Source organism: Brenneria corticis (assembly GCF_003115855.1).
GTDB lineage: Bacteria > Pseudomonadota > Gammaproteobacteria > Enterobacterales > Enterobacteriaceae > Brenneria > Brenneria corticis.
The window spans coordinates 53,324-68,813 of the sequence record NZ_KZ819082.1 but is presented as its reverse complement, the minus strand read 5'-3'; the positions used below and the strand labels follow the sequence as shown (position 1 = coordinate 68,813).

2 protein-coding genes are annotated in these 15,490 nt (G+C 63.9%); both read left to right on the top strand.

What is annotated here, in order from left to right; all coding sequences use genetic code 11:
- Complete coding sequence (locus DDT56_RS13990; RefSeq protein WP_136167058.1) at positions 1-8,154, top strand: type I polyketide synthase; 8,154 nt, start codon at positions 1-3, stop codon at positions 8,152-8,154.
- Positions 8,154-15,470: a type I polyketide synthase gene (locus DDT56_RS13985; RefSeq protein ID WP_136167057.1), complete on the top strand. Its 7,317-nt coding sequence runs from the start codon at positions 8,154-8,156 to the stop codon at positions 15,468-15,470. The genes DDT56_RS13990 and DDT56_RS13985 overlap by 1 nt, the downstream gene beginning before the upstream one ends.
- Positions 15,471-15,490: the final 20 nt, after the last annotated feature.

The following is a 15,490-nucleotide window of genomic DNA, read 5'->3' as shown; positions in this document are numbered from 1 at the left end:
ATGGCTTTTTTTAATCTACCCCTGATCGTTTCAGGAGAGTCGCCGCAAGCGCTTGCCGCGGCGGCCAAGCGATTGATCCCGGAGGTTGAATCAACGCCGATCGAGGCGCTGCCGGCCTTTTGTTACCGCCGCCTTGGCTCAACGCATGCCAGTCACCGCGGCGCCGTCGTTGCGACGGACAAGGCGGGGTTTATCAGCGGTCTCACCGCGCTCGCGCAAGGACGCATGGCGCGTAACCTGATTCATGGCGTCGCCGACGCCGAGCGTCAACCGGTATTTGTGTTCCCCGGCCAGGGGCCTCTGTGGCCCGGCATGACAACGGAGCTACTGGCGGCCTACCCGGAATTTCGCCAACGGCTCAATCACTACGGCGAGATTCTGCAATCCTATCTCGATTGGAATCCGGCGGAGGCCATTGCCGCCGGTGAAGATTTTACCCGACTCGCTAAAATCCAACCCGTTCAATTCACCCTGGCCTCGGCGCTGGCCGATGCGTGGCGGTTTTTTGGCATCCGCGAAGCGGCGGTAGTGGGACATTCCGTCGGCGAGGCCGCGGCGGCCCACGCTTCCGGCTATCTGAGCACCGAGGACGCCGCCAGACTGACCACCCTGTGGGGCCAGGCGCTCACGCGTATCGAAGGGCAAGGCGGCATGGTATCGATTGCCGCGTCCGTCGAACGTATCGCCCCGCTGCTGGGCAAATGGGCCGGACGGCTGGATATCGCGGCGGTCAACAGCCCCAGAAGCGTGACCGTCAGCGGTGATAACGCAGCCCTTGAGGAACTGCTGGCGCAGTTGAAAACCGAGGGCCTTTGGGCATGGAAAGTGCCGGGAGGCGAAGTCGCGGGCCATTGCCATCAGGTGGATACGCTGCGGGAGATGGTGACAGAGCAGGCGCCGGACACGGCATCAACCTCACCCCGCGTCGCCCTCTACTCCTCCGTTACCGGCTCACGACTGGATAGCACGGATCTCAACGCCGAGTATTGGTTCCGCATTCTGCGTGAAACCGTCGTTTTTGAGAAAAGCCTGCGGGCGCTTATCCAAGACGGCTACAGACTCTTTATCGAAGTGAGCCCGCATCCCGTTCTGACCTCGGTCATCGACGAGCTTCTGCGCTCCGCCGGCGTAACCGGCGCGGCGGTCTCCACGCTTGATCGCAGAAAAGGCGACCAGGAAAGCTTCCTCTACGCCCTTACACATGCCTTCGTCAACGGCGCGCCGATTGACTGGAACGCGGTGTGCCAAACGTTTTTCCCGCAGATCGCCATCACCCCCAATCCTGCGGCGGAATCCCCCGCTGAAGCGGCGATTTCTCCCGCAGACGCGGGCGTCCACGAACAGGGCGACCCTTGCCCGACGGGGGCGTTCCTCGACCGCGCCGCGTTGGTTGACCGCCCGTTATCGGAGCAAAGAGAGAGGCTACTGGGCCTGGTCGCCGATAAGACCGAGGCGTTGCTGGGGCAAACCTTTGCCTCCGATACTCAGGCTTTCCGCGATATCGGCTTCACTTCCCTTACGGTGGTGGAACTGGCCAAGGAACTCTCGGCCGCGACCGGGCTGGATCTCCCATCAACCCTGGTCTATGACTATTCAACGCCGCGCGCGCTCAGCGAGCATCTGCGCCGCGCGCTCGGCCTGGCGTCTCCCGACGAGCAGGATGAACTCACCGACGCCGGCAGCCACACCGAGGAGCCTATTGCCATCATCGGCATCGGCTGCCGTTATCCCGGCGGGGTGACCAGCCCGGAATCACTGTGGCAACTGGTAGAGGAAGGCCGCGATGCCATCGGTGACTATCCCTCCGACCGCGGCTGGGACACGAGTAATCTGTATGACCCTGAACCCGGGAAGCTTGGCAAGATCTCCACGCGGACCAGCGGTTTTCTCTATGGCGCCACCGGCTTCGATGCCGGATTTTTCGGCATTTCGCCGCGTGAGGCCACAACGATGGAACCGCAGCAACGTCTATTGCTGGAGGTGGCATGGGAAGCCATCGAACGCGCCGGCATCGACCCGACAACCCTGCGCGGCACCAACACCGGCGTATTCGCCGGCGTGATGGGAACGGAGTACGGCCCACATCTACAGCAGGCTTCCGAAGAGGTCTCCGGCTATGGGTATATGGGAACCGCAACCTGTGTGGCGTCCGGCAGGTTAGCGTACTGTCTGGGGCTGGAAGGCCCGGCGATCACCATTGACACCGCCTGCTCATCCTCTCTGGTGGCGATCCACACCGCCAGCGAAGCGCTGCGTAGCAACGACTGTAAACTGGCGTTGGCGGCCGGAGTAACCGTGATGCCCACGCCGGGCGTGCTCATCGATTTTTCCCAGCAGCGGGTGCTGGCCCCCGACGGCCGATGCAAAGCCTTCTCGGCCTCGGCCGACGGCGTAGGGCTATCGGAGGGCATTGGCGTACTGCTGCTGGAGCGATTATCGCAGGCGCAAGCCAACGGACACCCTATTCTCGGCGTGATCCGCGGCAGCGCGGTCAATCAGGATGGCGCCTCCAACGGCCTGACCGCCCCCAGCGGGACAGCGCAGCAGCAGGTCATCCGCCGTGCGCTGGCCAACGCCGGTCTGACGCCTCAGGATATCGACGTCGTTGAGGCCCACGGCACCGGTACGCGTCTCGGCGATCCGATCGAAGCCAATGCGCTGCTGGCTACCTACGGTCAGCAACGTCCCGCGGAGCGCCCTTTGCTGTTGGGATCGATCAAATCCAATATCGGCCACACCCAGGCGGCGGCCGGGGTTGCCGGGGTAATCAAGATGGTCATGGCCTTTCGTCATGGTCTGATCCCCCGGACTCTGCACGTTACCGAGCCGTCAGGGGAGGTGGCATGGTCAACCGGCGCGGTTCGGTTGCTCACCGAGCAACAGCCGTGGCCTGAGGTGGACGGCCGCCCTCATCGCGCCGCGATCTCCTCGTTCGGCGTTTCCGGCACCAACGGTCATCTTATCGTGGAGCAGCCGCCGGCTACGCCGGCAAACGCGCGGGACGGCGCCGAGGGCGCGAGCGCACCGCCGGAAATGTTATGGCCGATTTCGGCGAAGACCGAGTCCGCGCTGCGCGCGCAGGCCGCCCGTCTGCGTGAGCATGTTATCAGCCGACCCGATATCAACCTCGTCGATATCGGTTACTCGCTGGGCGTTTCCCGCAGCGGCTTTCCCTGCCGCAGCGCCGTGTGGGGGCAGTCGCGCGATAGCCTTATCAAGGGCTTGCAAGCGCTGGCCGAAGGCCGGGATCACCCGGGCCTGACGAAGGGCGTTTTGTCGCCCAACGGAACAGGCAAGCTGGTCTTTGTCTTCCCGGGTCAGGGATCTCAGTGGCCGGAAATGGGGATGGCGCTTTACGACGTCTTCTCGGTCTACCGACGGGCCATCGAACAGGTTGACGAGGCGCTGCGCCCGTTCACCGGCTGGTCGCTGGTCGACGTATTACGCGGCAAATCCGGCGCCCCGTCGCTGGAACGGGTCGACGTCGTCCAACCCGCGTTGTTTGCGGTAATGATCTCCCTCGCCCGTTTATGGCAGTCCTTCGGCCTGTCGCCTAACGCGGTGGTCGGGCATTCCCAGGGCGAGATTGCCGCCGCCCATATCGCCGGCGCGCTCACCCTACAAGATGCGGTGAAAATTGTGGCTCTGCGATCCAAGTTAATGCTCACCATGTCGGGCAGCGGCACGATGGCGACGCTCGGTCTTTCCGCGGAACAGACGCAGGAACTCGTAGATCGGTGCGACGGCGACATCACGCTTGCCGTCTTCAACAGCCCTACCGCCACCGTAGTCTCCGGCGATACCGACGCCATCGCCAATCTGCTGCGGCGCTGCAAAAAAGAGGGCGTTCGGGCCAAGCGCATCGCCGTTGACGTGGCCGGCCACTCCCCTCGTCTCGACAACCTCCGTCCGGTTCTGCTGGAACTGTTCGCCGGGCTGCTCCCCAATCCGACGCGCGTGGCCTTTTACAGTACCGTGGACGGTTATCCGCACGACACCCCGCTCGACGGCGCGGCGCTGAATGCCGAGTACTGGTGCGACAATCTCTGCAACCCCGTCCGTTTTGTTGACAGCACCTTGTCTCTGACCAAGCCCGGCAATATGACCTTCCTGGAGTGCAGCCCGCACTCGGTGCTTATTCCGGCCATTGAGGAAACCACGGGCGACACGGCAACGGTCATCGGCACCATGAAACGCTCCAAACCCTCGATCGAATGCCTGACTGAAGCCATGGCGCGCCTCTATGTCAGCGGGCATGACATCAACTGGCGCGCGCTCCATCCCGCAGCCGACATCGTCGATGTCCCGACCTATCCGTTCGAACATCGTTACTATTGGCTTAACCTAGAGTCCTCAAGCGATGTCTCCACGGCGGGACAGCGTACGACGGAACATGCGCTGCTTAGCGCCGCGATCGACCTGCCTGATGATGAGGGACTGCTGTTAACCGGCCGCATCGGCCTGTCTACCCATCCCTGGCTTGCCGACCATGCGGCCGCGGGCGTGGTACTGGTTCCCGGCACCGCCTATCTCGATATGATCCGGCACGCGGCGCTGATGGTGGGAGAAGATCGCATCGCCGAGTTGATTCTCCAGGCGCCGATGGTGCTGTCTGAGCAGAGCGAGCTCGACCTGCAACTCAGAGTCGGTCCTCCCGATGAGGAAGGCCGGCGCCCCGTGACGCTCCATGCCCGCAAATCCGTCGATGACGGTTTCGAACCGCCGAGTTGGACGCTGCACGCGACGGCGTTGCTGACCCGCCCCGCCCCGGTATCCACGCCGGTATTCGCTCCCGAATCCTGGCCGCCCGCCGGCGCCGAGCCGGTGGATCTTGCCGTCCTGCGCCGGCGTCTGGCCGAGGCCGGATATGAGTACGGCCCTGCTTTCAACGGGTTGCAATCAGTCTGGAGCCAGGGCGACGATCTGTACGTAGAGGCTCACCTGCCCGATGAGTTGACCGCCACCGGACATACCCTGCATCCGGCGTTGCTGGATACGGTGCTGCACAGCATCGCGCTTCCCGATATCACCGGCGCAGAGGACGATGGCAATGACGGCCTGCGGCTACCCTTTACCTTCAACGGCATCACCGGCGGCGATGTTCCGGCCAGACGATTGCGCGCGCGGCTGCATCTCACCAACGCCGACAGCGTCAGCGTGATAGCCACGGATGAAACAGGCGCGCCAGTTCTGAGCATCGATACCCTCGACCTGCGTGAAACAAGCCGCGATCGTCTGCGACAATTGCTGCGCGTTCAGCCCGATCACGATTTGCTGCGCACGACATGGAGCCCGTTGCCGTCCGCCGCGGCCGCTACCCGGGACGCGCCCCCGGTGGCTACCTGGGCGCTGCTCGACACCGATCCCCGGAGCACCTCGGTTCTCGACATGCTTCCCCGCTATACCGGGCTGTCCGATCTGGCCGCGGCGGCCTTGTCGGCAACGCCGCCGGAGATCATCATCTGGCCTTTGCCTACGCGGGCATCCGCGGATACCGGGGATGTGCCTGACGCCGTGCGGGCGATGAGCGAAAACGTCATGCACGTCCTGCAAGAGTGGCTTGATAATGAAAATCTGTCGCACACCATCCTGGTGGCGGTCACGCGCCGCGCCATGACCATCGGCTCCAATGAGAAGCCCCATCTGACGCACGGCCCGGCGTGGGGACTGCTGCACTCCGCGCAGAACGAACACCCGGGCAGGATCGTCCTGATCGACACCGACCATCCTCTCGATAACCTGGCGCCCGTCACCACTGCGCTGACGAGTGAACGTCCGCAGTTGGCCGTCAGGGATGGGCAACTGTACCTCCCCCACCTGACCAGAAGCAGCGCTGCCGAACGGCTCACGCCGCCATCCGATACGCCGTTCTGGCGTATGGACATCCCGAACGCGGGCAGAATCGACAACCTGATCCTCAAACCGGCTCCCGAAGCCGCCGCGCCTCTGGGCGCCGGCCAGATCCGCCTCAGCGTGCGCGCCGCTGGCGTCAACTTCTATGATGTGGTGTGCGCGCTGGGGCTTATTCCGCCGCAGCATGAATTCGGTACGGAAGCGGCGGGCGTGGTCGCCGAGGTCGGGCCAGGCGTGGAGCGGTTCGCCGTGGGCGACCGCGTGATGGTTATGACCGAAGGCGCTTTCGGCCCTGTGGTTATTGCCGATCAGCGCACAACGGTTCATATCCCGAGCGAGTGGTCGTTTTCCCAGGCCGCCGGCGTCCCGGTGTCCTTCCTTACCGCCTACTATGCGCTGGTGAATCTTGCCAATATCCAGCCCGGCGAAAAAGTATTGATACACGCGGCGGCCGGCGGCGTCGGCCAGTCGGCCATTCAGTTGGCGCGTTATTTGGGGGCGGAAATCTTCGCGACCGCCCACCCAGGCAAATGGCATATCCTGCGCAATCTTGGCATTCCCGACGATCACATCGCCAGTTCGCGCACCCTCGACTTCGCCGCTCATTTCCAGACGACAATGGGCGGCAACGGCATTGACGTAGTGCTCAACTCGCTGACGGAAGCCTTTATTGACGCATCAATGGATCTTATGGCCGCTGGCGGCCGTTTCGTCGAGATCGGCAAGACCGATGTGCGCGACGTTCAGCAAGTGGCCGCGACCCATCCCAATATTGTTTACCAATACCTCGACCGGCCCGACGGCGATCCTGACGCAACCGCGCAGATGCTGGCCAAGCTGCTCGACCTGATGCGCAGCGGCGCGCTGACGCCCTTGCCGGTTACGGCCTACGGTGTCCGCGACGCCATTCAGGCTTTCCGCCTTATGCAACAGGGGCGTCACAGCGGCAAGATCGTGCTGACTTTCCCTCAGCCCCTCGACCCCGACGGCACGGTGCTAATCACCGGCGGTACCGGGACGCTGGCAGGGCTGCTGGCTCATCATCTGGTGACCGCGCATCATGTACGCCGTCTGGTGCTGGCCAGCCGCAGCGGCGCATGGTCAGACAACGCCGCGCCGCTCAAGGCCGGGCTCGAAAGCCTGGGCGCCACGGTCGCCATCGTCGCCTGCGACGCCGCTGACCCACTGGCCTTGAAAGCCGTGTTTGACGCCATCCCGGCCGAGCACCCGTTGACGGGCGTATTCCATACCGCAGGCGTTCTGGCCGACGCCACCATCACCAGCCTGACCGCCGGGGACCTGAAGAAGGTGTTCGCGCCCAAAGTCGATGCGGCCTGGCATCTTCATCAGTTAACCCGACATCTGGATCTCGCGGCCTTCGTGTTGTACTCATCAAGTGCCGGGACCTTGGGCAGCCCCGGGCAGGGGAACTATGCGGCGGCCAACCTGTTCCTGGATAGTCTGGCGCAATACCGCCACCTTCAGGGCCTGCCCGCCACATCGCTCGCCTGGGGCTGGTGGCAGCCGGTCACCGGTCTGTCCGGCGCGTTGACCAACACCGACAACGCGCGTATCGCCCGAACCGGCTTTGCTCCCATTACCGCGGAACACGGCCATGCTCTGGTCGATGCGGCGCTGGATCTGCCTTATGCCGCGCTGGCCGCCGTGCCCCTCAACCAGCAGACGCTGCGCAAAAACAGTCAGTCGGGCACCCTGCATCCGCTGCTGGAGCGTCTGGCAGGCGTGACCGGATCTCGCCGGTCACGAGCCGGCGTCGACAAGGCCCCCGATCTGCGCAAAGCGCTCGCCGCGCTTGAGCCCGCCGCCCGCCTGAAGCATTTGCAGACGATTATCGCCCAGCATATTGCGGCGATCCTCAGCCTCGACGACGCGACGCAAATAGCTCCTGATGCATCGTTCAAGGAGAGTGGTCTTGACTCCCTGATGGCGCTGGAGCTGCGCAATCGGCTGACCGCAGCCAGCGGACTTCGGCTGCCGGCCACGCTCACCTACGACTTCCCGACCCCCGCCGCCCTCGCCGCTCACCTCGGCGAACAGCTGATTCCCGAGATCGACGAGGCCCCGGCGCCAGAAGACGAGGATTCGCGCATCCGTCGGGCCATCGAGTCCATTCCCCTCGCTCGCCTGCGCGAGCACGATCTGCTCAATACGCTGCTTCAACTTGCGGAGGGTAAGACACCCCCGGACAACCGCCTCGCGAACGACGGCGACGAAAACATCAGGACAGCGAGTATCGACGAACTGGTCGCCCTCGCGCTTTCCACCAAGGAGGAGAACTAATGACACGCAGAACAGGAAAAAGGCCCGATCGGGCCGCGGATAAACGACCCAACGAGGTGGCGTCCAATACGGAACTGCCGTCGCAGCCGGCCACAGGCAACGCCAATGAGCGTATCGCCGAAGCGCTTCGCAATAGTCTGCTGGTCAACGAGCAGTTGAAGCGGAGTAACCAGAAGTTGAACAACGCCGCTCACGAACCCATCGCCATCGTGGCGATGGGGTGCCGGCTGCCAGGCGGCGTCCAAACGCCTGAGCAGCTGTGGCAACTGGTGGCCAGCGGAACAGACGCGGTCGGTCCCCTCCCTGACAATCGCGGGTGGAACATTGAGCGTATGCTCGGCGACGATCCGGCGCTGCGTCAGGCGGCCAGCGCCTGGCAGGGCGGGTTTCTGGCGGATGCCGCCGGGTTCGACGCCGGCTTCTTTCGAATTTCCGATCGCGAGGCGCTGGCGATGGACCCGCAGCAGCGCCTTCTGCTGGAGACGGCATGGGAGGTGATCGAACGGGCCGGCATATTGCCGGCGGCACTGAAAAACAGCCAGACCGGCGTCTTTATCGGCTCCACCCGCGAAGCCTATACTCCCGATATCGAGCGGCCGGTGCCCAGCGTGAACGGATATCGTCTACAGGGCAGCCTGCCAAGCATCGCCTCCGGGAGAATTGCTTTCACGCTCGGTCTGAACGGGCCGGCCATCACCGTGGACACGGCGTGTTCCTCATCCCTGACCGCACTGCATCTCGCCATCGGGTCGCTGCGGACGGGCGAATGTTCGCTCGCCATCGCCGGTGGCGCCACGGTCATCGCCTCGCCGGAAGTGTTCGTGGAGTTCACCCGCCAGGGCGGGTTGGCCGCCGACGGACGCTGCAAAGCCTTCTCCGATAGCGCCGACGGCACCGGTTTTTCCGAGGGCGTCGGGCTGTTGCTGCTGGAGCGGCTGTCGGACGCGGTTCAGGCCGGTCACCCGGTTCTTGCCGTTATTCGGGGAAGCGCCCTCAACCAGGATGGAGCCAGCAACGGCCTGACCGCGCCGAACGGTCCCGCACAGGAACGGGTGATCCGTCAGGCATTGGCTGACGCTGGCCTGCAACCCTCCGATGTGGACGCGGTCGAGGCCCACGGTACCGGCACCACGCTGGGCGATCCTATCGAGGCAAACGCGCTGATCAACACCTACGGCCGGGAGCGTCCTGAGGAACACCCGCTATGGCTGGGATCGCTCAAGTCGAATATCGGTCACGTACAGCTGGCGGCGGGCGTAGCGGGCGTTATCAAAATGGTCATGGCGATCCGCCATGCTGAGTTGCCCAAAACGCTCTACGCCGACGTCCCCTCTTCCAAGGTCGAGTGGTCGCAGGCAAAAGCCGTCAGGCTCCTCACCGAACCACAACCCTGGCCGGACACCGGACGGCCACGACGCGCGGCGGTGTCTTCGTTTGGCTTCTCCGGCACCAACGCCCATCTTATCCTCGAACAAGCGCCGCCGACCGATGAGCGCGCCGCCGCCGAGGCCCCCTCGCCGACGTTGCCTGTTCCGGGGATAATACTGCCGCTTTCCGCCGCATCGCCCGGCGGGCTGCGCGCCCAGGCGGCGCAGCTATCCGCAATGATCGCAAACCTGCGGGAGGCAGACCTCGCCGCCATCGCTTACTCGCTGGCCACCACGCGCACGCATTTCGACTACCGGGCGGTTATCACCGCCGCAGACCGCGACGAACTGCTTGCCGCGCTGGACGCGCTGGCAAACGACCAGTTCGCTTCCGGCGTCATTCAGGGCGTCCGCGCCCGGTCGGGCAATACCGCGTTCGTGTTCTCCGGCCAGGGTTCCCAGTGGCCGACCATGGGCCGCGGCCTCTATGCGCAGTCCCCGGTGTTCGCCCAGGAGCTTGACAAGGTCTGCGCCCATCTTGATCCGCATTTGTCGCATCCGCTGAAGGCGATCATGTTCGCCGATCGGGGCTCCGCCGAGGCCGAACTGCTGGATCGTACAGATTTCACCCAGGCCGCGCTGTTCTCCTTTGAAGTCGCGTTGTATCGCGTCGTCGAGCATCTTGGTCCCGCTCCCGATTTTGTGGCCGGCCACTCCATCGGCGAAATAGCCGCCGCCCACGTAGCTGGCGTGCTTTCCCTGGCCGATGCGGCCAGATTTGTGGCCGTACGCGGCCGGCTGATGCAATCCATCACCGCCGCGGGGGCGATGTTCGCCATAGAAGCCGGCGAAGAAGAGATTCTGCCCTCGCTGTCCGGCTACGAAGACAAGGTTGCCGTGGCGGCGCTCAATTCCCCCGCCTCGACGGTGATTTCCGGCGACGAGGAGAGCGTCCGCCGTATTGCCGGACAATGGCAGGAGCGCGGGCAGCGCACTCACCGCCTGCGCGTCAGCCACGCTTTCCACTCGCCGCATATCGATACCATTGTTGACGAACTGCGGCGTACCGTGGCGAAACTTGACTTCCGCCCTCCCGCCATACCGATTATCTCGACCGTCACCGGCGTCCCGTTGACCACGGAGCAAGCCTGCTCGCCCGACTATTGGGCCGCTCAGGCACGCAGGACCGTGCGATTCGCCGACACCGCCAGATGGTTGCAGGAACACCATACCGCCACGGTCGTGGAGATCGGCCCCGACGCCGTACTGACCGCGCTGGGACGGGCCAATATCAACACCGCCCAGCAGCACGGTATAGCCGACATAATATGGATCCCGACGCTACGCAAGGATCGCGAGGAGTTACGCCCCCTTATCGCGGCACTGGCCGGTCTTCATGCCCAGGGACTGCCTCTCGACTGGAAGCAATTGCTTCCTCATACCCGCCGGGTAGCGCTGCCTACCTACCCCTTCCAGCAACGCAGCTACTGGGTCAAGGCGCCGCCGCTGGGGCCGACTTTCTCCGGCGGCGGGCTGACCTCGCTGACGCACGCTTTCCTTGAAGCCGGGATCGAAATGGCCGATCGGCAAGGCTGGATATTCACCGGTAGTCTATGTCCCAAGACGCAACCCTGGTTGTATGATCATATCGTCAACGGCACGGCGACGGCTCCCGGCGCCATGACCGCCGAGCTGATCCAACATGCCGGGACGCAGATCGGATATGGCCGCCTCGACTCGCTCATCATGCATAAAATCCTGCCTCTGCCGGACAATGCCGCCATCGATATCCAGTTGCGCATCGGCGCGCCTGAAACCAATGAACTGAGACCGGTGAACTTATACTTTCGACTACCGCAGGATCCGGACAATGACGCCGAGGACGAATCGTCCTGGCAATGCCACGCCACGGGCATGCTGGCGCCTGGCGATCGCGATATTCCCGAGTGGCCGGATCTGCACATGCAGGTCTGGCCGCCGACCGGCGCAGAGCCTATCGATCTTGATGCGTTCTACGAACGCCTTGACGCGCTCGGTCCCTCTTTTCGGCGAATCAAAGCGGCTTGGCAACGCGACAACGGCATCTACATCGAAGCGGATTTGTCGGCGGACGATCCTGATATCAGCAAAGGATTTGATATCCATCCCACATTATTGGATGCCGGTATGCAGTCCGCGTATATCGCTACGGCGCAGGATATTGAGGCCGAACAGCACGTCCAGATGATCTTCTCAATCAGCGGCCTGAGTCTCTATACCAAAGGCGTCACCAGGCTACGCGGCCATCTGATGACCTCGACCCCCGCTCATGCCGATGCCAGGCACAGCGAACATTCTCTGCGCTTGTTTGACGATACCGGCAGAGCTATAGCGGTCATTGACTCGGTGGTGCTGCGTTCAGTCGACCCACAGGAGCTCGGCCGCGCCCAAACGCGCAGCCAACGCCCCTACCGCCTGGATTGGCGCGAGTGCGATCTGACCGCTCCCCCCTCGCCGGGCAAGGTATGTTGGATCATTCCTCAAGACGCCCGCTTCCCGCTGCCGGTCGAGTTGCCGCCCGCAAGCGCGGACACTGGCGTCTTTAGCCGGATTGAGACCGCTCTCGATACGTTTGCAAGCGCGCCGGGCTATGAGGCGGCCGTTTTCGTATGCGCCGCCCCCACCGACGGTGAGCTGGAAAAGACAACCCACTGTTTCGTCTACTCCCTGCTTGATATCGTCCAGATGTGGTTGGCCGACGCCAGAACGGCTGACTGCCCGCTGGTGGTGGTGACCGAGCACGCGGTAGCCGCGGATGAAGCGGACGACGTTCCCAACCTTGCCCTGTCTCCCGTATGGGGGTTGCTGCGCACGGCTCAACATGAACATCCCGGGCGGTTTATCCTGATCGATATCGACGAAGACGCGGGCTCATGGCAGCAATTGCCCGCCGCCATCGCCATTGCCCTGGCCGGAGAGCCGCAGCTTGCGTTGCGTCGCGCTCAGAGGTTAGTTCCCCGACTGGCGAAAAGCGCGCCCGATCCGGCCTTTATGCCGCTGCCCAATGCTTCGTCATGGCGACTGACCGTTGGCGAAAAGGCCGGCGATGGCCTGGGCGATCCGGTCTTTACCGCCAATCCCGCGTCGGAGGCGCCGTTGTCGCAGGGACAGGTGCGCGTTGCCGTACGCGCCGCAGGCATCAACGACCGCCCCATCGCCTCTGACGACCAACCGCTTGCCGACGACCTGGCCGGCGTAGTGATTGAAACCGGCCCGGACGTGAGCGTACTACGGCGGGGAGACCGGGTTATGGGAATGGCGAAAGAAGGCGTCATCGGCTCGCTGGCGATTACCGACGAGCGATACCTGACGCGCATACCCGCGGATTGGACGTTCGCCCAGGCTGCGACCGTCCCCAGCGCCTTCCTTGCCGCCTGGCAAAGCCTGGTCGATGAGGCTGCTCTTCAGCCCGGCGACGCCGTGCTGGTCCATGCCGCCGAGAGCCGCATCGGCATGGCCGCCATCCTGATCGCCCAATGCCTCGGCGCGGAGGTATACGCCACCGCACACCCGGCGGCCTTCGCCCCCCTGCGGAAGCTTGGACTTGATGATTCGCACCTTGCTTCCTCGCAGGATCCCGGCTTCGGGCAGCGGTTCGCTGACGCCGCGCGCGGTCGCGGCATCGACGTCATCCTGCACAGTCTTGAGGATGAACTCACCGATGCCTCTCTTCGCCTGCTCGCCCCCGGCGGCCGCCTTATCGACAGCGGCAAGACCGAGCGCCGCGACCCGGATCGGATCGCCGGCGGTCTTGCCCAACTGGCGGAGCGGTTTGCCAACGGTTCCCTGCGCCCCTTGCCGCAGACATTCATGGATGTCCGTTACGCGTCTCGCGCGCTGCGGCTTATGCGCAACGCCGCGCATACCGGCGGGGTCGTCCTTACGATACCTCGCGCCCTTGACGCCAATGGCACCGTTCTCATCACCGGCGGTACGGGCACCCTCGGTACGATCGTCGCTCGTCATCTCGCCGCCGAGCATGGCATTCGCCATATCCTGCTTGCCAGTCGGCGCGGGCCCGATGCGCCGGGCGCCGCCGTTCTGCTGGCTGAACTGACCGAACTGGGCGCTCAAGCGACCATTGCCGCTTGTGATATCGCCGATCCTGACGCTCTGGCGGCGCTGCTGGACGCTATCCCGGCCGAACATCCCCTTATCGGCGTCATTCATACGGCCGGAACAGTGGATCCTGCGGAGATTCAGACGCTGACCCCCGTCAAACTCGACAGCGTCCTGCGGCCTAAGGTGGATGCCGCCTGGCATCTGCATCGTCTCACCCGCCATCTTGATCTCGCCGCATTCGTGCTCTACTCCTCGGCGGTGAGTATCCTCGCGCAGTCCGGGCAGAGCAATTACGCCGCCGCCAACGCCTTTCTTGACGCCCTCGCTTACCATCGCCGTCATCGCGGGTTACCGGCGAACGCGCTGGCCTGGGGAATGTGGCAGGCACGATCCGGAATGGGGGAACAGATCGGCGACGAGGCGATCCAACGGATCATCGCTTCCGGGCAGACGCCAATCCCCACACCGATAGGATTGACATACCTCGATGCGGCGCTCGGCATGGGGCCTGACGGCGATCACCCGTTGCTGATACCGGCGCGTTTGAACCTGAACGCACTGCGTTCGCCAACGCCAGCGCCGCTGTTATCGGAACTGATTACCCCATCGCCAGTACCTCAGAACAGTATTAACGTGGCGCAACGCTTAGCCGATATGCCGGATGCCGAACGCGACCCGTTCCTGCTCGATCTGGTCATCGAACATGCGGCCGCCGTCCTGAACCACCCCAATAGGAAAGCCATCAGAGTCGATTCAGAGTTTCGCGCTCTGGGCTTCGACTCATTGACTTCCGTGGAAATTAGCAACCGGCTTGCCGCCGTCACCGGGCTGCGCCTGTCGGCTACGGCGGTCTTCGACTACTTAACGCCCGCCGCGCTGACGAAACACCTAAGCGACCTGTTGAGCAACGTCAGCCAGTCCGCCGATACGTCTGTCGCGACAGCGAACCAGCGCAACGAGCGGGCAGGCAACCTCGATACATTATTGCGTCGGTCCATTATGCAAGGTCAGATCAGCGCAGGCCTCGGCGTATTGGTTGCCGCCGCGCGTCTGCGTCCCAGCTTCGCTACCCCCGAGTATTCCAGTCACATTCCCGAGGCGGCCTGGCTGCGCCGTGAAGGACAACTGCCGCTTCTGATCTGTCTGGATTCGTTCATCCCCGCGGCGGCGAATCTTACCTATCAGCGGCTGAGCATCGCGCTGAAAGGGAGGTTCAACGTGGCGGCCGTACCGCTACCCGGCTACCGTGACAGCGCTGCGCTTCCCGCCACCGCCGATGCGGCGGCCGAAACGCTGGCCTCTGCCGTCGAGAACTGCGCCAAAGGGCGGCCCTTCACGCTTGTCGGCTTCTCCACCGGGGGGCTTGTCTCCCACGCCGCCGCCCGCAGCCTGGAGGCGCGCGGTATTCATCCCGACGCGGTGGTGTTGGTCGATAGTTTCCCCCCCAGCGCCATGACCGATGCGGCGTTATCCGACGTACTGCGCGATTGGGCCGAGTCCAAAGGCGAATTCTGGTCGGACGACGATGACGGACTCACCGCCATGGCCTGGTATCTCGACCTGTTTGGGCATCGGTGGACGCCGTCCCTGTTGGAGACGCCGCTGCTCCTGATCCAGGCTGCCGACCAGCCCCCCTCTGTTCCTACCGGCGACTGGGTCCGGGAATGGCAGGGACTGGTCAGGTGCGTTACCACGCCGGGTAAGCACTTCGATCTGTTGACGAAGTACTCGGTGCAGACGGCGCAAGCCCTTGCCGCGTTGCTCGATGAGCGAAGCACAACGGCCGCGGCGCGCGAAACGCCGCTCAGTGCCGATGACGTCCCTGAGCCCAACACGCTTGAACGCTAATGAAGAAGGCGTCTTACATG